16 protein-coding genes are annotated in these 19,254 nt (G+C 65.3%); 5 read left to right on the top strand and 11 right to left on the bottom strand.

The genetic code is table 11. The features are described from left to right. Positions 1-17: 17 nt before the first annotated feature. Positions 18-3,440: a chromosome segregation SMC family protein gene (locus ABDJ38_RS01300; protein ID WP_346783269.1), complete on the top strand. Its 3,423-nt coding sequence runs from the start codon at positions 18-20 to the stop codon at positions 3,438-3,440. Positions 3,441-3,512: 72 nt separating this feature from the next. Beyond that, a complete protein-coding gene (locus ABDJ38_RS01295; RefSeq protein ID WP_346783268.1) occupies positions 3,513-4,220 on the top strand; it encodes a class I SAM-dependent methyltransferase in 708 nt (235 codons plus the stop codon). Positions 4,221-4,225: 5 nt separating this feature from the next. On the opposite strand, the gene ABDJ38_RS01290 is transcribed toward ABDJ38_RS01295, so the two are convergent. The 6 genes from ABDJ38_RS01290 to ABDJ38_RS01265 form a co-directional block, all read right to left on the bottom strand. Next, on the bottom strand, positions 4,226-4,897 hold the full coding sequence (locus ABDJ38_RS01290) for a spermidine synthase (protein ID WP_346783267.1): 672 nt from the start codon (positions 4,895-4,897) through the stop codon (positions 4,226-4,228). A gap of 40 nt (positions 4,898-4,937) precedes the next feature. Continuing rightward, positions 4,938-5,687, bottom strand: a complete 750-nt coding sequence (locus ABDJ38_RS01285) for a carbonic anhydrase (protein ID WP_346783266.1) — start codon at positions 5,685-5,687, stop codon at positions 4,938-4,940. Positions 5,688-5,765: 78 nt separating this feature from the next. Continuing rightward, a complete protein-coding gene (gene ppk2, locus ABDJ38_RS01280; RefSeq protein ID WP_346783265.1) occupies positions 5,766-6,554 on the bottom strand; it encodes a polyphosphate kinase 2 in 789 nt (262 codons plus the stop codon). Positions 6,555-6,564: 10 nt separating this feature from the next. Then, the gene (gene soxR, locus ABDJ38_RS01275) at positions 6,565-7,056 is read right to left on the bottom strand and encodes a redox-sensitive transcriptional activator SoxR (RefSeq protein WP_346783264.1); all 492 of its coding nucleotides are present in this window, start codon (positions 7,054-7,056) and stop codon (positions 6,565-6,567) included. Positions 7,057-7,286: 230 nt separating this feature from the next. Continuing rightward, entirely contained in the window at positions 7,287-8,675 is a 1,389-nt protein-coding gene (locus ABDJ38_RS01270; protein WP_346783263.1) for a glutamate--cysteine ligase, read from the bottom strand. A 57-nt stretch (positions 8,676-8,732) separates the two neighbouring features. Next, positions 8,733-9,494 carry a 16S rRNA (uracil(1498)-N(3))-methyltransferase gene (locus tag ABDJ38_RS01265; RefSeq protein WP_346783262.1) on the bottom strand — a complete coding sequence of 254 codons (762 nt, stop codon included), beginning with the start codon at positions 9,492-9,494 and terminating at the stop codon, positions 8,733-8,735. A gap of 36 nt (positions 9,495-9,530) precedes the next feature. Between ABDJ38_RS01265 and ubiA the strand changes: the two genes are divergently transcribed. Next, on the top strand, positions 9,531-10,457 hold the full coding sequence (gene ubiA, locus ABDJ38_RS01260) for a 4-hydroxybenzoate octaprenyltransferase (protein WP_346783261.1): 927 nt from the start codon (positions 9,531-9,533) through the stop codon (positions 10,455-10,457). A gap of 125 nt (positions 10,458-10,582) precedes the next feature. Here the strand turns inward: ubiA and ABDJ38_RS01255 are convergent, their stop codons facing one another. The 5 genes from ABDJ38_RS01255 to ABDJ38_RS01235 all read right to left on the bottom strand — a co-directional run bounded on the left by ABDJ38_RS01255 (position 10,583) and on the right by ABDJ38_RS01235 (position 16,244). Beyond that, positions 10,583-11,926 (bottom strand): methyltransferase family protein, encoded by a 1,344-nt coding sequence (locus ABDJ38_RS01255; protein WP_346783260.1) that lies wholly within the window; start codon positions 11,924-11,926, stop codon positions 10,583-10,585. Positions 11,927-11,991: 65 nt separating this feature from the next. Next, positions 11,992-13,320: an outer membrane protein assembly factor BamB family protein gene (locus ABDJ38_RS01250; RefSeq protein WP_346783259.1), complete on the bottom strand. Its 1,329-nt coding sequence runs from the start codon at positions 13,318-13,320 to the stop codon at positions 11,992-11,994. Further along, a complete protein-coding gene (locus ABDJ38_RS01245; protein WP_346783258.1) occupies positions 13,317-14,093 on the bottom strand; it encodes a tetratricopeptide repeat protein in 777 nt (258 codons plus the stop codon). Before ABDJ38_RS01245 ends, ABDJ38_RS01250 begins: the two co-directional genes overlap by 4 nt. Positions 14,094-14,220: 127 nt before the next feature. Next, on the bottom strand, positions 14,221-15,378 hold the full coding sequence (locus ABDJ38_RS01240) for a glycosyltransferase family 4 protein (RefSeq protein ID WP_346783257.1): 1,158 nt from the start codon (positions 15,376-15,378) through the stop codon (positions 14,221-14,223). Then, a complete protein-coding gene (locus tag ABDJ38_RS01235) occupies positions 15,375-16,244 on the bottom strand; it encodes an alpha/beta fold hydrolase (RefSeq protein WP_346783902.1) in 870 nt (289 codons plus the stop codon). The genes ABDJ38_RS01240 and ABDJ38_RS01235 overlap by 4 nt, the downstream gene beginning before the upstream one ends. Before the next feature lie 72 nt (positions 16,245-16,316). Here ABDJ38_RS01235 and ABDJ38_RS01230 point away from each other — a divergent pair, with 72 nt between their 5' ends. Together ABDJ38_RS01230 and astD are read left to right on the top strand one after the other, a co-directional pair. Further along, complete coding sequence (locus tag ABDJ38_RS01230; protein ID WP_346783256.1) at positions 16,317-17,729, top strand: protein adenylyltransferase SelO family protein; 1,413 nt, start codon at positions 16,317-16,319, stop codon at positions 17,727-17,729. Between the two features lie 73 nt (positions 17,730-17,802). Continuing rightward, complete coding sequence (astD, locus tag ABDJ38_RS01225; protein WP_429771077.1) at positions 17,803-19,212, top strand: succinylglutamate-semialdehyde dehydrogenase; 1,410 nt, start codon at positions 17,803-17,805, stop codon at positions 19,210-19,212. Positions 19,213-19,254: the final 42 nt, after the last annotated feature.

The following is a 19,254-nucleotide window of genomic DNA, read 5'->3' as shown; positions in this document are numbered from 1 at the left end:
GCGCAGGCGCGGCGGGCATGGAAATCCGCAAGCTCAGGCTGAGCGGTTTCAAGAGCTTCGTCGAGCCTGCCGAACTGCGCGTAGAGCCGGGGCTGACGGGTGTCGTCGGCCCCAACGGCTGCGGCAAATCCAACCTGCTTGAAGCGATCCGCTGGGTGATGGGCGAGAATTCGCCCAAATCCATGCGCTCGGGCGGGATGGAAGACGTTATCTTCGCCGGCACCGAAGCGCGCCCGCCGCGCGACTTTGCCGAAGTGGTGCTCGATGCCCGTGACGATGCGGGCGAGGAGCTGGTCGTCACCCGCCGGATCGAGCGCGGCGCGGGTAGCGCCTACCGCGTGAACGGGCGCGACGTTCGCGCGAAAGACGTGGCGCTGGTCTTCGCCGATGCCGCCACCGGAGCGCATTCGCCCGCGCTCGTCTCACAAGGCAAGATCGCACAGGTAATCGCGGCCAAGCCAGCCGAACGGCGCATGATGCTAGAGGAAGCGGCGGGGATCGCGGGCCTCCACGTGCGGCGGCGCGATGCCGAGAACAAGCTTCGCGCAACGGAGAAGAACCTCGAACGCCTGACAGATCTCATGGCCGGGCTCGATAGCCAGATTGCCAGCCTACGCCGACAGGCCCGTCAGGCCGAACGCTATCGCGAGCTGAGCGACCAGATCCGCGTGGCCGAGGCGCGGTTGCTCTATGCCCGCTGGCGCGATGCCGCTTCCGCTGCCGAGGCCGCTCGCAAAGAAGCAAGCGCCGCCGACGACCGAGTGCGCGAGACGCAGGCCGCGACAGCCGAAGCGGAGAAGCACCAGCGCGAACTGGCCGAAAGGCTGGTCGAACTGCGCGACGAATTGGCCGACCGCCGCGACGATGCCAGCGCCCACGGGCACCGCATGGCCGCGCTATCGACCCAGCTCGAAGCCGCAGAGCAGCGGCTCAAGGATCTCGACCGCCAGCACCAGCGGCTGGAGGAAGACCGCTTTGACGCCGACCGCATGACGCGCGACGCTGCCGAGGCATTGAAGCGTCTCGAGGCCGAGCTGGCGGCGGGCGAGAAGGCGCTCGCGGCCGATGAAGAGCGCCGCCCTGCGTTCGCACGCGATGTCGAGCGGACCGAAAGCGCCGGGCGCGCCGCCGAACTCGCGCTGGCCAAGGCGACCGCCGACAACGCCGGGGTCGAGGCCGAATGGCGCGTGGCGGAGGCCGAACTGGCGCAGGCGCGCGGGCGGACCGAGCGGTTGCAGGCAGAGGTCGCGCGGCTAGAACAGCAACGCGCCGCGCTCGCCGGGGAGAGCGATCCGGAGGCAGAGCTGGCCGCAGCGAAGGCGCACGCCGAGGAGGCAGGCAAGGCGCTAGAGCAGCGGCGCGAGGCGCTCACTGCCGCACAAGCGCGCAAGGACGATCTGGCGAAAGCGCGCGATGAGGCGGCATCCGCGCTGTCGTCGGCGCGAGCCGAACTGGCCGGCGTGGAGCGTGAATGGCAGGCGCTGAAGCGCGACCGCGAGGCGCGCGCGAAGCAGCAGGCGGGCCGAAAGGGGCTGCCTGCCGCGCTGGATCGGGTATCGGCAAAGCCGGGGTACGAACGCGCGCTGGCCGCCGTGCTGGGGCGCGACGCCAAGGCCCCGCTCGGCGCACCCGAGGGCAAGGTCGAAGGCCGGTTCTGGGGTGGCTCCCCGCCCCCTACCCCGGTGGCCGAGTCGATCGTCCATCACCTTGGCGAAGTTCCCGAGCAGCTCGCCGCCCGGCTCGCGCTGGTGCACTTTGCCGTGAGCGACGACGGGCGCAGCCTCAACCCCGGCGAATGGCTGGTCACCCGCGACGGGGCATTGCGCCGGTGGGATGGCTTTGTCGCGCGCGGCGAAGGGGCTGCCGAGGCCGCACGGCTGGAAGCAGACAACCGCTTTACCGAACTCGATGCGAAAGTCCCCTCGCTGCGCGAAGCGGCGGAACGTGCTGAAGCCGCGCAGGCCGAGACGCAGCAGGCACTCGCAGCGCTCCAGCGCGAACTGGTTGCGATGGAACGCACGGTCAATGAGGCCGCCGAAGCCGAGCGCTCGGCCCTGCGCGCGCAGGATCAGGCCGAGGCGCGGCGCGAGCGGCTCGCCATCCGGCGCGCCGAATTGGCCGAAGCGAGTGACGAACTGGCTGATCGCGCAGCGCAAGCCAAAAGCGAGGTGGCATCGGCGGAGGAGCGGCTCAACCAATTGCCCGATCCGGCAGAGGGCCGCGCGGCGCTCGAAACCGCGCGAACCAAGAACGAGGCTGCACGCGACGCGCAGCAGGCCGCGCTGGCCGCGCTGGCCGCGCACGATCAGGCGCTCGCCGTGGGACGCGAGCGGGTCTCGTCGCAGCGCGCGGACATGAAGAGCTGGCAAGTGCGCGCGGGCGATGCGGCGCAGCGGCTCGCCGGAATGGAAGCGCGGTTCGAGGAAATCGCCGAGGAGCGCGCGATCGTCGCGGCCAAGCCCGCAGGGCTGATGCGCGAGATCGAAAGCGGTGAAGCGGTGCGCGAGCGGCTCGGTGCCGAGCTCGCCAAGGCCGAAGAAGCCGTGGTCGCCGCTGACCAGCAGGCCCGTGCCGCCGACGCCCGCTTACGCGAAGCGACCGAAGCGCTCGCCGCCGCGCGTGAACAGCGCGCCGGGGCTGCCGCGCGGGCGGAAAACGAGGAAAGCCGCCGCGAGGAAATGGCGCGCCAGTCGGGCGAGCGCTTCCAGTGCCCGCCGCCGCTGCTGCCCGGAAAGTTCGGGTTCGACACTGCGGCGGCCCGCAATGCCTCGCAGGAAACCGAGGAGATGGAGAGGCTGGTGGCAAGCCGCGAGCGGATCGGACCGGTCAACCTCGTCGCCGCTGACGAACTGGAGCGGATCGAGGCCGAACACGGCACCAGTGCCAAGGAGCAGGCTGAACTGGCCGAAGCGGTGTACCGCCTGCGCGCTTCGATCGGCAACCTCAACCGCGAGGGCCGCGAGCGCCTGCGCGCTGCATTCGAGGAGGTCAACGAGCACTTCCAGCGGCTGTTCACCCGGCTGTTCGAAGGCGGCAAAGCGCACCTCGCGCTGATCGATTCGGATGATGTGCTGGAGGCGGGACTAGAAATCTATGCCCAGCCGCCGGGCAAGCGGCTCCAATCGTTGAGCCTGCTTTCGGGCGGCGAGCAGGCCCTAACCGCAACGGCACTTATTTTCGGGCTATTCCTAACCAATCCAGCACCGATCTGCGTGCTCGACGAGGTCGATGCACCATTGGACGACGCCAACATCGACCGCTTCTGCGACCTGCTCGATTCGATGACGAGAGAAACCGCCACCCGCTACCTGATCGTGACTCACAATGCGGTAACAATGAGCCGCATGCACCGCCTGTTCGGCGTAACCATGGTGGAGCGCGGGGTATCGCGACTGGTCAGCGTCGATCTGGGCGAGGCGGAACGGTTGGCGGCGGAATAGCCCCATAGAGGTTTCAACAAGGCCGCGAAGATCATCATCGACCTCCCGCATCATCGATGTTACATTATCACAATGACCAAAAAGACTACTTCGCTGCCTTCCAACTTCTTCACACAGCAAATGGCCGAGGGCTACGACCAGCGTAATAGCGGCCTAAGGCCAATATCCGACTGCCTGCATTTCCTGATGCATCTCGCCCTGACGCGAGTGCCCGAACAGGCACGGATTTTGTGCGTGGGTGTGGGCATAGGTGCCGAGGTGTTGTCTCTCGCGCAGCTCAGGCCGGGTTGGCAATTTGTCGGCGTAGACCCCTCCACTGAGATGCTCGAGGTCGCTAAGGCTCGTTTGGCAGGCGCTGGCGTGATCGGGCGATGCAAGCTCGTTCACGGTTATGTGGACGATGTGGCCGAAGATGAGTTCGATGTCGTGCTCAGCTTGCTGGTCGCCCACTTTATCGAGCGCAAGGCGCGCCCCGCCTTCTACCGCGCAATCTACGATCGTCTTAAACGCGAGGCCGCCTTTGTCAGTGCCGAAATCAGCGCCGATTTCGATGCTCCTGAGTTCCCATCGATGCTGGAAGACTGGAAACAGGTCCAACGGCAAATGGGAGCGACCGAAGAGTCTCTGACAAAACTGGAGGCCATGCTGCGCGAGGTGCTCGGCGTGGTGTCACCCCAAGATACTTCGGCTTTGTGGAAGGAAGCGGGCTTATCCCTGCCAATCCCATTCTTCCAAGCCTTTATGATCCACGGTTGGCATGCCGTGCGACCTGCAAACTAAAGTCCCTACTTCGTCGCAAACCAGATCACATGCCGCGGCCCCTTGCCGTTGCTCCTTGCCCGCACGACCTGTTCGTCCACTTCGAACCTTGCCCGCCGCAGCCGTGCGGTGAAGGCCGGATCGGGCGCGGCGGACCAGATCGCCAGCACCCCGCCCGGCTTCAACGCGCGCTTCGCGATCTGCAAGCCTTCGCGCGAATAAAGCCGACCGTTGTCGTCGCGCACCAGCCCGTCCGGTCCATTGTCGACATCGAGCAGAATTGCGTCGCAGCTGTTCGGGCGAATGCCCGCTATGGCCTCGGCTACGTCGGCCATGTGCAGCATCACGCGCGGGTCATCGAGACAGCCAGCAGTCAGCTCGGCCATCGGGCCTTTCGCCCAGGCGATAATCTCGGGCACAAGCTCGGCGACGGCCACCCGCGCATCCTTGCCCAGGGCCTTCAAAGCCGCGCGCAGCGTAAAGCCCATACCGTAGCCGCCGATCAGCCATTGCTGGTTTGGACGCCCCTTGAGCCGCTCGGCGGTGACGGTCGCCAGCGCTTCCTCGGAGCCGGACATGCGGCTGTTCATCAGCTCGTTGCGGTCGAGCTGGATCATGAAATCGGCGCCACGGCGCATCAGGCGCAGTTCGGCGCCGCCGGGCACTTGCGCGGTATCGAGGTGTTCGAGCGGGATCATCGCCCCGCCCTAGCCCCGCTTCGCGCCCTTTGGCCAGAGCCTAACGCGATGCTACCAGCAGGCGGCCATTGAGCGGCTGCACCGGGCGCGCATTGTCGTGCATGATCGCGCGCAACTGCGCCATCTGCGCCTCGCTCGCCTCGACCGGCTTCACCGCTACGTGCCAGTTCACCCCTTCGGTGCATGGCGGCGTCGTCAACGAACCCATATAGCGATAGACGGAGATTCCGGGCTCGCCCTGCGGGAGCAGCTTTGCGGGGTCGAACACCACATCGGCCTGCTCGACCGGCCCGCTCTCCGCACGAGGAGCCGCGTCGATCAGCTTCTGCAACTCGGCATTGACCGCGCCCCAGGTAAAGAGCACGCCAAGCACGGCCAGTTCTCCGGTGTCGCTGGCGTGGACGAAGTGCGCCTCAAGCGGGAAATGGCGGCGGTTCAGAGTGTGTTCGGACAGGGCATGGAAATGCACCTGCATCAGGCGGAATGTCTTGGTGCCGCTCTGCATGGTCGAACCGCCCGGCACGTTTGCCTGAACGGTGTGCCCATTGTTGAGGATCGCAAGCGGTGCAGCGTGATAACTGGCCGACACGCTCACTGCCCCGATGGTGTTGGCCTCGCCAAGGTCGACTGGCGACTGCATCTTGCCGCGCGCGCAGGTGGCAAAGGCCGGGTCCAGATCGCCCCAGTGCTCGGCGCCGTGTTCGCCCTCATAGGTCCATTCGGACGCCAGGGCCGGCGAGGACACGACCATCGAACTGGCCACAAGTGCAGCCTGCAAATGCTTAATCACCCTGCATTTCCTCCTACATTGCGCGCCACTGCATAGGCGATGAGAGGAGAAACTTGCTTGGGAGACATCTACGCAGAACTACTTGGCTTCGGGTGGCACCCAATCGGGCAATGGGTCGATCACCGCGTAGCTTTCCTCGCTTGGCTCCCCTTCGAGCGGTGGCAGGTCGATCACCGGGCGCGGAACCTTGGATTCGGGGATGCGGTCGATCAGATTGCGGATTAGCGTAAGGCGGCCCTGTTTCTGGTCGTTGAAGTCCACCAGCGTCCAGGGCGCATTCTGCGTGTGCGTGGCGCGCAACATGGCCTCACGCGCCTCGGTATAAGCGTCGTATTGCGCGCGGCTGGCGACGTCGATCGGCGAGAGCTTCCAGCCCTTGAGCGGATCGTCGCGCCGCTCGGCAAAGCGTTCCTCCTGCTTGGCCTGATCAGTCGTAAGCCAGTATTTGATGAGGATGATGCCATCGTCGGTGAGCAGCTTCTCGAAGGTCGGCGTGGCATGGAGAAAGGCATCCACCTCGCCCTTGTCGGCAAAGCCCATCACCTGTTCGACACCCGCGCGGTTGTACCACGAGCGGTCGAACAGCACGATTTCGCCCTTGGTCGGCAGATGCTCGACATAGCGCTGGAAATACCACTGCCCGGCCTCGCGCTCGGTGGGCTTGCCCAGCGCCACGGTGCGGACATGGCGCGGGTTGAGATGACGGCGAATGGCGGCAATCACTCCGCCTTTGCCCGCGCTGTCCCGACCTTCAAAAACCACCACGATCCGTGCGCCGCTATCTGCCACCCAGCGGGCGAGATCGACCAGCTCGCGGCTCATTTGCTTGACCGCGTGCTTGTAGTCATCCTTGTCGAGCTTGCTCAAGCGAGCAGACCTAGTCGAGCACCATGCGCGGGCCGGTGCCCGTCATGCCCATGCGGTCGTCCTTGTTGTAGAGCTGGCACTTGTCGAGGCTCATGCAGCCACAGCCGATGCAATCGTCAAGCTTGGCTCGCGTGCGGGTGAGGAGCGTGATCTTTTCATCGATAGCCGCGCGCATCCGCTGCGAGAGCTGCCGCCAGTCGAGCACCGAAGGAGTGCGCCCCTGTGGCAAAGCGGCGAGTTGCTCCTCGATCTCGGTAAGCGAGAGGCCCAGCTTCTGGGCAATCAGCACGAAGCTGACGCGGCGGATGTCCGAGCGCAGGAAGCGTCGCTGGTTGCCATTGGTGCGGATCGAACGGATGAGGCCCTTGTCCTCGTAAAATCGCAAAGCGGAAACGGCAACACCGGTGCGGGCGGCCAGTTGGCCGATCGAGATTATGTCGTTCTTGGTGACATGCCGATCCAGCCGCAAGGCCGGTGTTACGTCTTGTGCTGCAGTCGCCACTTACGAGACCTCTTGTCGAATCGTTACGTAGCTAAAGTTAACTTCAAGCGCGACTCACAGCAAGACCCGATTCGTAACCATACACCCAATTGAATAAGAACGTTTTTTCTTCAAAATCAGAGCCTGAATCCCACAATGGGACGGCCTGATAATGCGATTCAGTCAACTGAGCGACTCGCATTATCCACGGCTTTGATTCGGGTTATCCACCGCCTTTTTTGTGGTCGCTATCAGAAGCTCTTGGCTTCGTAGAGCCGGTTGAGGTCGCCACCCCATTCGCCCGCGAACTTCTCCAGCAGCACCTCGGCCGGAACCTTGCCGCGCTCAACGATCTCGCGCAGCGGATCGAGGAAGCCGCTTTCGTTGTCACCCATCGAGTTGCTGCGCCCACGCGCGACCAGCCCGGCGTGGGCAATATCGAGCACCTCGCGTGACAGCTCGCGCAGTGTGCGCCCGCCCGGCACCGGGGCCGCAAGCCCTTGCGCCGGAACCGTGTCACGCAGCGACTCGCGCTCTTCCATGGTCCAGTGCTTGACCAGATCCCACGCCGCATCAAGCGCAGTCTGATCGTAGAGCAGGCCGACCCAAAGGGCGGGCAGCGCGCAGATGCGGTTCCACGGCCCGCCATCGGCACCGCGCATTTCGAGAAAGCTCTTCAGGCGCACTTCGGGGAAGGCCGTGCTGAGGTGGTCTTCCCAGTCGGACTCGGTCGGCAGTTCGCCCGGCAGCGCGGGCAGCTCGCCCTTGAGGAAGTCGCGGAACGACTGGCCCGCCGCATCGATATAGCGGCCTTCGCGGAAGACGAAGTACATCGGCACGTCGAGCATGTAGTCGACATAGCGTTCGTAGCCAAAGCCCTCGTCGAACACGAAGGGCAGCATGCCGGTGCGCTGGGGGTCGGTGTCGGTCCAGATGTGGCTGCGGTAGGAAAGGAAGCCGTTGGGCTTGCCCTCGGTGAAGGGCGAATTGGCGAACAGTGCCGTGGCGACCGGCTGCAAAGCGAGGCCCGTGCGGAACTTCTGTGCCATGTCGGCCTCGCTCGAATAGTCGAGGTTCACCTGGATGGTGCAGGTCCGCAGCATCATGTCGAGCCCGAGATTGCCCACACGCGGCATGTGCCGCTTCATGATCTCGTAGCGCTGCTTGGGCATGATCGGCAGTTCGTCCCGCGTCTTGTCGGGCCACATGCCGAGGCCGAGGAAGCCGACCCCGAACTTCTCGCCCACCGCGCGGCACTGGTCGAGATGGCGCCCGGTTTCGGCGCAGGTCTGGTGCAGGCTTTCCAGCGGCGCACCCGATAATTCAAGCTGGCCCGCCGGTTCGAGGCTGATCGTACCGTCGGAGCCCGACATCGCGATCACGTCGGGGGTGCCGTCGGGGCCTTCCTCGATCACCGGCTCCCAGCCGAATTCCTGCATCGCGAGGAGGATATCGCGGATACCGCCCGGCTCGTGATAGCTCGGCGCGGCCTTGTCGCTGCGACGATAAACGAGCTTTTCGTGCTCGGTCCCGATCCGCCAGCGCGCGGCGGGCTTCTCGCCTGCCTGCATCGGCGCAATCAACTGAGCGCGGCTTTCGATCCGCGGCTCTTCTCCTTCAGAGGCCTTTCGCGTGCTCATGATCCGGCCCCTAGCGCAAAAGTCGCGCCGTGCCAGCGCTCAATTCGATCCGACCCATTATGTCCAATCCCCCGCAAGCCCCATGAACAGGGCGCTGGCCGCGATCGCGGCAGTCTCGCCCCGCAGGATGCGCGGCCCGAGCGAGATGGGGCGAGTTTGTGGCAGAGCAAGGACCGCCGCGCGCTCGGCCTCGTCAAATCCGCCCTCCGGCCCGATCAGCAAGGCAGCAGGGCCTTGGTGTTTTTGGAAGGCCTCAGCGGCGGGGGGGCCGCCCATTTCATCGGCGAAGAACAGCGTGCGCTCGGCGGGCCAATCGCGCAGCAGCGCATCGAGCTTCACCGGCGCGGCAAGCTCGGGCAGCGCGGTGCGCGCGCATTGCTCGGCGGCTTCGACAAGGATCGTGCGGGCACGCTCGGGGTTGAGCTTGTCGGCAACGCAGCGGCGCATGATTACCGGTTGCACCTTCGCGGCGCCCAGTTCGCTGGCCTTTTCGAGCACTGTGTCGAAGCGGTCTTTCTTGAGCAGCGCGGGGCAAAGCCAGAAATCGGGCACCTGTTCGCGCGGGCGCAGCATCTGTTCGGCCACAAGCACAACCTCGCGCTTGCCCGCAGACTCGACCCGCGTGGCCCATTCGCCGGTCACATCGTCACACAGGATCACCGCGTCGCCCACGCTCACACGCATTACCCGCCCGAGGTAGTGCGCCTGCGCCCCCTCGATGGTCACCTGCGCGCCCTCGCCCAGCTCTTGCGTGACGAACAGGCGCGGCGCGCTTTTGGGCGGCCAGGCGGGGGTTTTGGGGGAATGCTGATCGGCCATTGTCTCACCCTATAGGAAGGGTGTAGCGCCAGCGCCATGGCCGATGACACCGCGACTGGCGATCCCCTCACCCCCGACAGCGAGCATCGCGGCCTCGTCGCACTGCTACCCGCCGCCGCGCGCGACTATGCGCTGCTGGCAAGGTTTGACCGCCCGATCGGATGGTGGCTGCTCTACTGGCCCTGCGCCTGGGGGCTGCTGCTCACCGGCGCCCCATGGTCGATGCAATGGCCGCTGCTGCTGTGGACGCTGCTCGGCGCGATCGCGATGCGCGGGGCGGGTTGCGTTTACAACGATATCGTCGATGCCGACCTTGATCGGCAGGTAGCGCGCACTGCAAGCCGCCCCGTGGCCTCTGGCCGGGTGAGCAAACGTGCGGCATGGGTCTGGTTGCTGGTGCTGGCTGCGGTCGGGCTGGTGGTGCTGCTGCAACTGCGCTGGCAAGCGCAGCTGGTGGCGCTGGGCAGCCTCGCATTGGTGGCGGCCTATCCGTTCATGAAGCGGATCACCGGCTGGCCGCAGGCGTGGCTGGGGCTGGTGTTCACATGGGGCGCACCAACTGGCTGGGTGGCGCTGCGCAGCGACGGGCTGGAAGTTCTGGCTGCACTCTACGCCGGGGCCATGCTGTGGTGCATCGGCTACGACACGATCTACGCCCTGCAAGACCGCGAGGACGATGCGCTGGTCGGCATCCGAAGCTCCGCGCTGACCTTGGGGAGCAGGGTCAAGGCCGGAGTGATCGGGTTCTATGCTGGCGCGGTGGCGCTGTGGGGCCTTGCCTTCTGGCTGCTGCGGCCCGACTGGGTGGCCCTGCTCGCGCTGGTGCCGGTGGCGGCGCATCTGGGCTGGCAGGCGCTTAGTCTGGACCCGAGCGATGGGGCCAATCCGCTGGTGCGTTTTCGCTCGAACCGGTTTGCGGGGCTGCTGCTGGCCTTGGCCTGCTTTGTGGTGGGCAACGCTTAGTTTCCGCAAAAGACCCGCTCATCCTGAGCTTGTCGAAGGATTGTCCTTGTTTCGGACCTTGGCCCGAGACCCGAAGTAAATGCAGCCCTTCGACAAGCTCAGGGCGAGCGGATTGCTTTGTGGCTTTACTCGGCCACACGCCGTGCGGGATTAAGCCGCCGGAGCAGCCGCGTAAGTGGCGCTGTAATCAGGCCGTGTTCGCTCATCCATGCATGGTATTCGCGATACTTGGGATCTTCGCCCAGCAGATGCGCCTCTTCGGTCTTCGCGCGCCAGTAGTAGATCCCGCTTACCAGCCCGAGAAATACGGTGTTGCGCACCGCATCGACCAACGAATTGCTCGTCACCAGGAACGGCATCACCGAGCACCACCAGAACGCATTCTTCGAAAGATAGGCCGGGTGGCGCGTGAAGCGATAAGGCCCATGGGTGAGCACGCCGCGATAGGTGAGGTTCGAAAAGCGAATGCCGAAAGCAACCGTCGCCCAGGCATAGACCGCCGTGAGGAAGGCCAGCCAGAACGCCCAGACCCACAGCAGCGCCGTATGCCCAGCGAGCCAATGGCCCCAGCCCGACGTGTTGTATTCATACTGGATCGCCCCGCCAGCGCCCATCAGGCCGTAGACGAATGGCGGATAGCACATCAGCGCCGCCAGCCAGCCTGCGAGAAACGGATTGCCCGAACGGATGTGCGCATCGAGCGGGCGCATCGTCAGCAAATAGCCCACGGTGCCGATCTGCACATCGACCACGAACAGAAACTCGAACATCAACAGGCCCAGACGAACCGGATCGCGCACGGCCTCACCGATATTCGCCTCAACCACATGGGCAAAGCCGAACGGCAGGATCGAGATCATGAAGGCCGAGAAGAAGCCCTTGATCGCCCAGGCGCGCCAGTGCTTCTTCACCTCGCGCATATCGAACTTTTCGCGCCCAATCAGCATGGCGCCGAAGTGCCAGGCATGGTCACGCGGATTGACCATCACCCGGTCGAGCATCAGCACATAGGGCACCGAGAGCACAAACATCGGGACGATGGCAAAGCCGATCACCTCCATGGCAAAGACGTATTGCCCCTCCCAGTACCAGCGACCGAGATAGTAGACGAAGCCGATCACCGCCCAGGTCGCCCAGAGGCCCGCCAGCTTGGTGACGGAGATGTCGATGGTCTCTTCGAGCGGGCGCTTGTTGGCCCAGTCGATGCCGGTGGAGGGGCGACGGTGGACCTTATCCACCACAACCGACCATGTCGCCATGGCAAGGCCGGTCAACACCATGGCCAGCAGCGCAGCGTTGGGCCCCGACAAAGGGCCGCGGTCCGCGCCAATGCCCACGATCGGCCCGATAGTGGGCCAGGCCCGCGCAATCAGGATACAAACGGTCAGCGTGAAGAGGCCGACCAGCCCGACGCCGGTGGAAACATCACTGACAGGCCGACGGGCGGGCGACTTGGCGACTGTGCTCATGCCGCCGCCATAGGAGAACGAGGGTTAACGGCCCAATAAATACGCCCGGGTCACGCCATCCCGGCCTAGCGGAAGGCGGTGATCCGGCCACTGTCGTCGAGGATATAGAGCGTCTGGTTGGCCACCACCGGCGGCAGCGACACGCTTTCCTTCAAATCGGTGAACAGCGTGTCTTCGCCGCTCATTACATCGACCGTGCGCACTTCGCCCTGCGAGCTGGCAATCCATAGCTTGTTGCTGGCAAGCACCGGGCCGGTCCAGAAGATCGGGCCTTCACGGTCCTTCGGTTTGCGCCAGCGGTCGAGCTGGTTCATCCAGCGGATACGGCCCGAACTGCGCTGGATTGCAAACAGGCGCGAATCGTCGGTCAGGGTGAAGACCCATTCGCCGACCACGCTAGGGGTGGAAATCCCCGCCAGCGTCAGTTCCCAGATGCGCTGGCCAGTGGTCAGCTCGTAGGCCGCCATGCGGCCGCCCTGCCCGAGCGCATAGACCCTGCCCCCGTCGATAATGGGATCGGCATCGACGTCGGTCAGCGTGCCGACCTGCGTCGAGATTGAGGTGCGCGCCAGAGCGTCGGACCACAGGTTGCGGCCATTCTCATAACGATAGGCGATCAGCTCGCCCGACGAATAGCCCGCAACGACCGTGCCCTGCCCAGCTGCCGGAGCCGCCACTCCGAACACGCCTGCCTGCCCGGTCGCCGCCGAATCCTGCCATTCCACGGCACCATCGGCACTTGCGAGGGCAAAGATCTGGTTGTCCTGCGTCATCACGAAGACGGAGTTGAACGCCACGGTCGGCGCGCCGCGCAGCGGGCCCGAGGGCTTCACGCGCCAGATCTCGGTGCCGTCAGCCGCGTTGAGCGCAACGACATCGCCAACGCCGTTGGTGGCGTAGATCCGGCCGTTGTCATAGGCTGCGCCGCCGCCGAAGGTCGCATCTTCAAGGTCGCCCGAAACGACAATCTGGTGTTCCCAACGCTTCGCGCCGGTCTGCGCATCGAAGGCGTGGATCACGGCCGAACTATCGACGGCGAAAAGCATTCCGTCTGCCACCACCGGCGCAGCGGCGAGGCGGCGCGTCTTGGTGCTTCCGGCAATGCTGGCGGTCCACGCACGAGCGGGGTTCGCCGCCAGCGCGACGTGGCCGGGCACCTTGGCGGCATTGCCGCCCGCCTGCGGCCAGCTGTCGTTGACGCGCGCGGGCGGCACGATCACCGAGGTGGAGGCAAGAGCCGGATCGGCCTCGATCGTGGTCGCAATGCGCGAGAGGATCGGGGTACGCTCACCGTGGGTGGGAGTGCGCGGATCTTCCTTGCCGCTGAACATTCCGCAACCGGCCAGCGCCAGCGCGAGCACGGGAGCAGCCAAAAGTCCGACGTTACGGGTCATTGCGCGCCTCCAGCCTGCTGCGGTTCTGCCGCGCCGAGTTCTTCCATCATCGCATCGACATCGTCGATTGCGTCGTTGCCGAGCAGGCCGGCGAGCTGCCGCGTACGCGAGCGCAGGCTTTCCGGCACGTTCTCGTCCTTGGCGATCGCCACGAGCAGCGGCCCCGCCTGATCGGGCTTGTCCTGCGCGAGGTAGGCAAAGGCCACCAGTTCACCGGCACTGCCGAACCACGGGCTTTCCGCCGTGGCGAGCGGGCCAAGCTGGTCGATAACTGCCTGCGGCTCCATGTTATCGAAGTTGGCCGCAACCATGCGCACCTTGGCAAGATCGCGAATTTCTTGTGGCAGCGCGGAATCGTTGGCTACCTGGCCATAGAGCCCGACTGCTTCCTCGGTCTTGTTCTGGCCCAGCGCAATTCCCGCTTGCAACAGTCGCGCCATGCCGGCAGCGCCTTCGCTGTCGCCGGCGGCAATCGCCGCGAGCTTTTCGTTGGCGGCATCGGGGTTGTTGGCTTCCAGCTCGTCAAGCGCGGTAATCAGCTGTTCGGAGCTTTCCTCCAGTTTGCTTTCCTGCTGGCCCGACAAAACCAGCCAACCACCGAAGGCAGCCAGCCCCAGCGCCACGGCGATGCCGATTGGCAGGCCGAATTTCTTGGCGAAGTTGGCTACTTCGTCCTGACGGACGGCCTCATCCACTTCGCGCATGAAGACATCGTCGCTCGCGCTTTTGCGGTTGTTCGGCGAACTGGGTGTATCGGTCGGAGTGCTGGCCACGGGTCTTTCGATCTGTCCTGCTTCAAGCGGATAAGCCGCGCTCTTTAGGGGGGCAGCCGGGAACTGGCAATAACTGTGTCGGCGCTGTGCCCAGCTGGCCCGGTATGGGTGAACCGCCGATTAAGGCTTAATCCTCGGCGGCGTCAGAGCGCGGAAAGGCATTGCGGTCCATCAAGCCCCAGTAGAGCGCCCGGTAGCGCTCAATCATGCGCAGTTCGTCAAACTCGGTGCGCGCCTTGTCACGGTTGGCCTGTCCGATCCGCTTGCGGGCGGCAGGATCGCGAGCGAGGCTGTCGAGCGTCTTCGTCAGCGTTTCCTGATCGCCCACATCGAACAGCAACGGGCCATTGTCCGAAGCGACCATGGAGGCAATATCGCCCACGCGCGGTGCCACCGCAGGGAGGCCTGCCGCCATCGCCTCGATCAGCGAAATCGGCTGCTGCTCAGACTGCGAAGACAGCGCGAAGATATCGAACAGGCCGACCAGCTTCTGCGGCTCGGCGACGAAGCCGGGCAGATGCACGCGGTCTTCCACCCCCAGGCTTTCGGCAAGCGCCAGCAAGCTCTCGCGCTCAGGCCCCTCGCCCGCGATCACCAGCTGCCATTCGGGCGGCACGTAGGTCATGGCGCGGATCAGCATATCGAGCTGCTTGACCTTGCGCAGGCCTGCCAGCGTCCCGATCCAGAACTCATCCTTGTGCTTGACCAGCGGGGGCAGCACGTCACGTTTGGGCGGCGCGGCAAAGGCGCGGGTGTCGATGCCGTTGGCGATCCTCTGCACGCGGCCGCGCGGTTGCTGCCATACGTCGAGCGCAATCGCCTCCAGCGTGTGCGAGGGCACCACCAGCGCCGCCGTGCGCCCCAGCGCGATGCGGCGATAGAAGTTGCGCCGCCACTTGAGCCCGCCCGCTTCGTCTTCGTTGAAGCCGTCCTCGTGGTGGACCAGCGGGGGCAGCTTGAACATGTCGGCAAACAGCGTGTGCGCCATCGCCGCGTCGATAGCGCCCCAGTTGTAGGTGCAGATAAGATCATAGCCCGCCATGGCCTCAGCGATCTTCTTGAACCGACCGGGCGTCGGCTTGCCGGTGAGCGAGGGGAACTTCGGCCAACTCACCTTCGCCGCCTTGCCGAGCAGCGAGGCCGCCCCGCGCCGCTCTGGGTCGCCCGAAACGATAGCATGCTCCGCCGCCTTGCCCCAATGGTTGATGAGGCGCACGCAGCGCACCTCCTTGCCGCCGGCATCGAAGGTCGAGTGCAGGTGCAATATGCGCGGGACCTTGCTCATGCCGCCAGCACCCGATCGAGCAGCCGCGCGATGGCGGTCTGCGCCTCAGGCTCGGCCAGCGTCGGGGCATGGCCCACGCGCGGCACGGTCACGCAGTCGAACCCAGGCAATCGCTCGCCCATGGCGGCGAAGGTCGCAGGCGAGAGCAGGTCGGACAGCGCGCCGCGCAGCACCAACCCCGGCCTTCCGCCAAGCGCCTCGAAGGCGGGCCACAGGTCGACTGCTTCGGTAGCCGAGGGATCGGAAAATGGTTCGGCGATTTTCATGTCGTAGTCGTAGGCGATGCGGCCATTGTTGCCCACGCACATCATCCGCTTCGCCAAGGTCAGCCAGTCTTCGATGGCATAGTCCGGATAGATATGCAGCGAGGCCTCCCGCAGCGAGCGGGCGGCGTGCATCCAGGTCGGAAAGCTGCGGCCCTGACCGACATAGTCGCGGATGCGCTCCAGACCATCGGTCTCGATCACCGGGCCGATATCGTTGATCACCGCGCCTGCGAAGAGTTCTGGCCGTTGCAGCGCGATCAGCGTTGTCACGATCCCGCCGAGCGAAGTGCCGATGGCGACTACCTTCTCCAGCTTCAGCTCGTCGACCAGCGCCAGCACATCGGCGACATAGGTGAGCGGGACATAACTGTCCGATTCCTTGGCATAGTCACTCTCTCCCCGCCCGCGAAAGTCGAGCGCAAGCACGCGCCAGTCACCGGCGAAAGCCTCGGCCACCGGCTCGAAATCGCGCGCATTGCGGGTGAGGCCCGGCAGGCACAGGATCGCGGGGCGGTCCTCGGGCCCGGCATAGTCGCGGGCGTGCAGCTTCAGGCCCTCACCGCTTTCCCAATAAAGATCCGCATAGTCGCTCGTCGTCATGGTCCGCGCTGCCACCCTTTGTCTTGCGTGGGCCGGTTGCGCCACGGCGCTGCGATGGCCACTTATGCGCATATGCGTCAAGCCCCTGCAGCAGCCCCCTATCGCCCCGACCCGCAGATAGACGGAGTGGCCGACTTCCTCGCCGACCCGGTCGAGGCAGCAGAGTTCCCCTCCGCGACCCTGCGCTTCCGCAACCACCGGCACGAGGGCACCGTGGGGCTCGATAGCCTCTCCGACGAGCAATGGATCGCCCATTTCGGACATTTCGAGCCGCTACCCGACAACTTGCCCCAGCCGCTCGCGCTGCGCTATCACGGCCACCAGTTCCGCACCTACAATCCCGAGATTGGCGATGGACGCGGGTTCCTGTTCGCGCAGCTGCGCGATGGGGCGGGCCGCCTGCTCGACCTCGGCACCAAGGGCAGTGGGCAGACCCCGTGGAGCCGCTCGGGCGACGGACGCCTGACGCTGAAGGGCGCGGTGCGCGAGATTCTCGCCACCGAGATGCTCGAAGCGCTGGGCGTCAACACCAGCAAGACCTTCTCGGTGGTCGAAACCGGCGAGAAGCTGTGGCGCAACGACGAGCCCAGCCCCACCCGGTCTGCCGTGATGGTGCGATTGTCGCACTCGCACATCCGCATCGGCAGCTTCCAGCGGCTGCTGGTGCTGGAGGAGCACGAGCATCTGGCAAAGCTGGTCGACTATTGCCTCGCGCAATTTCCCGGCCACCTCCCCCCGGAAGACGCGCCCGACCGCGATAATCCGGCGGTGATCCTCGCTCATCAGGCCGCCGAGCGCCTCGCCGATCTTGCCGCCAGCTATATGGTGGCGGGCTTCGTCCACGGCGTGCTCAACACCGACAATATGAACCTCACCGGCGAGAGCTTCGACTATGGCCCATGGCGCTTCCTGCCCAAGTGGGAGCCGCAGTTCACCGCCGCCTATTTCGACCATCAGGGGCTTTATGCCTTTGGCCGCCAGCCCGAGGCGATCCGCTGGAACCTCGCCCAGCTCGCCATCGCGCTGCGCCCGCTGGCGGATAGCGATGCGCTGCTGGCAGCGCTCAATCGCTTCGGTCCGCTGTACGAAGCGGCGATGATGCGGCGCTTCTGCTGGCGGCTTGGCGTTGCAAGAGACGGCGAAGAGGCCGACCGCGCGCTGGTGGGAGCAGCCGAAGTGACAATGCGCGAAGGGCAGATCGGGCCGGACGCCTTCTTCCACCGCCATCGCGGCGGGCGCAATGCCGAGGGCGAGCTGGCCGAAGCTCTGGCCGAACGCCCCGCCCTGCCCGGCGCATCGGATTACTGGGACAGCGAGGAGCCCGAATCGATGCTGATCGAAGAGGTCGAGAGCATCTGGGACGCCATCGCGCAGAACGATGACTGGGAACCGCTAGCAGACAAGGTGGAGCGGGTGCGCGCGTTGGGGGATGCCTTGGGCGATGCGCCCGCACCTATCGGGCATTTATCGTCTAAGTCTTTGTGACTTTGCCTGTTGCCGAATGAGGCCTTAAGGAACACATGAAACGAAGTCCGAAGGAAGCATAACTTTGTCCGACGTGTCGCATCTGATCTCGTATGAACCGGCCACCGGGGCCGAGCTTTGGCGCGCACCACATGGCAATGTCGACGAACTGGTCGCCCGAGCACGCAGCGCCTGGCCGGCCTGGGCCTCGCAGCCGCTCGCCACCCGGATCGAGCGGATACGCCGCTTCGCCAACGAGGTCCGCAAGGAGCAGGAGGAGTTCGCCGAGCTGATCGCACGCGAAACCGGCAAGCCTTTGTGGGAAGCGCGCACCGAGGTCGAGGCGGTTATGGCGAAGGTCGAAATCTCGGTCCGCGCCTATGCCGAGCGCACGGGCCAGCGCAAGCTCGACAGCGCGCTGCAAGGCTCGGCTGCGCTGCGCCATAAGCCGCACGGAGTGATGGCCGTGCTCGGCCCCTACAATTTCCCTGCGCACCTGCCGAACGGCCACATCATCCCCGCGCTGATCGCGGGCAACGCGGTGATCCTCAAGCCGAGCGAGAAGACGCCTGCCGTGGGCGAAAAACTGCTGTCGTTCTTCGTGCGCGCGGGCGTGCCGCAGGATCTGGTCCAGCTGCTGATCGGCGGACCGGATGAAGGCAAGGCGTTGGTCGCGCATCCCGATGTCGACGGCGTTCTGTTCACCGGCTCGGCGCAAGTCGGCATCGCGATCAACCGCAAGCTGGCGACCGATCCGGGCAAGATCGTCGCGCTCGAGATGGGCGGCAATAATCCGCTCGTCGTGTGGGACACACCCAAAATCGACGACGTTGCCGCGCTGATCGTGCAAAGCGCTTTCACCACCGCCGGCCAGCGCTGCACCGCCGCGCGCCGCCTGATCGTGAAGAACGATATGTACGACGATGTGATCGGCGCGGTAAAGGCTCTGACCGAGCGCATCGTGATCGGCGCGCCGTTCGACGATCCACAGCCGTTCATGGGCCCGGTGATCGATATGCGCACCGCCGACCAGCTGACCGAGAGCTTTCTCTATCTGATCTCGAACGGCGGCAAGGCCATTGCCCATATGCGCCGCCCGCGTGAGGGGCTGCCTTTCGTGACCCCGGCGCTGGTTGATGTGACCGGCATGGCCGAGCGGCCCGATGTCGAACTGTTCGGACCGCTGTTGCAGGTGGTGCGGGTCGACGATTTCGACGCGGCCATTGCCGAGGCGAACAATACCCGGTTCGGCCTTTCGGCCTCGCTGGTGGGTGGCGATCCAGCGCAGTACAACCGCTTCTGGGCCAATATCCGCGCCGGAATCGTGAACTGGAACCGGCCCACCAATGGTGCATCGTCGGCTGCGCCCTTCGGCGGGATCGGTTTTTCGGGTAATCACCGCCCGGCCGCATTCTATGCCGCCGACTATTGCGCCTACCCGGTCACCAGTACCGAGATGGAGCAGCCGCGCGCGAGCGTGGGCGTGGGTTTTCGCGAAGTCTGAGCAAAGGCCCCTATCAGGGCGCCCGCGGGCAGTCCTGAGCCG

The organism is Aurantiacibacter flavus, assembly GCF_039710615.1.
Taxonomy (GTDB): domain Bacteria; phylum Pseudomonadota; class Alphaproteobacteria; order Sphingomonadales; family Sphingomonadaceae; genus Alteraurantiacibacter; species Alteraurantiacibacter flavus.
Note: the sequence above shows the minus strand (reverse complement) of the source record. Positions and strands in the feature narration are given on the sequence as shown.

Bases quoted from the DNA above. Each gene is read 5' to 3' on its own strand.
- ABDJ38_RS01255 (WP_346783260.1), bottom strand. From the start codon at position 11,926: ATGAGCACAGTCGCCAAGTCGCCCGCCCGTCGGCCTGTCAGTGATGTT.
- ABDJ38_RS01290 (WP_346783267.1), bottom strand. From the start codon at position 4,897: ATGATCCCGCTCGAACACCTCGATACCGCGCAAGTGCCCGGCGGCGCC.
- ABDJ38_RS01250 (WP_346783259.1), bottom strand. From the start codon at position 13,320: ATGACCCGTAACGTCGGACTTTTGGCTGCTCCCGTGCTCGCGCTGGCG.
- ubiA (WP_346783261.1), top strand. From the start codon at position 9,531: ATGGCCGATGACACCGCGACTGGCGATCCCCTCACCCCCGACAGCGAG.
- ABDJ38_RS01270 (WP_346783263.1), bottom strand. From the start codon at position 8,675: ATGAGCACGCGAAAGGCCTCTGAAGGAGAAGAGCCGCGGATCGAAAGC.
- ABDJ38_RS01300 (WP_346783269.1), top strand. From the start codon at position 18: ATGGAAATCCGCAAGCTCAGGCTGAGCGGTTTCAAGAGCTTCGTCGAG.
- ABDJ38_RS01235 (WP_346783902.1), bottom strand. From the start codon at position 16,244: ATGACGACGAGCGACTATGCGGATCTTTATTGGGAAAGCGGTGAGGGC.
- ABDJ38_RS01230 (WP_346783256.1), top strand. From the start codon at position 16,317: ATGCGTCAAGCCCCTGCAGCAGCCCCCTATCGCCCCGACCCGCAGATA.
- ABDJ38_RS01240 (WP_346783257.1), bottom strand. From the start codon at position 15,378: ATGAGCAAGGTCCCGCGCATATTGCACCTGCACTCGACCTTCGATGCC.
- ABDJ38_RS01265 (WP_346783262.1), bottom strand. From the start codon at position 9,494: ATGGCCGATCAGCATTCCCCCAAAACCCCCGCCTGGCCGCCCAAAAGC.
- ABDJ38_RS01295 (WP_346783268.1), top strand. From the start codon at position 3,513: ATGACCAAAAAGACTACTTCGCTGCCTTCCAACTTCTTCACACAGCAA.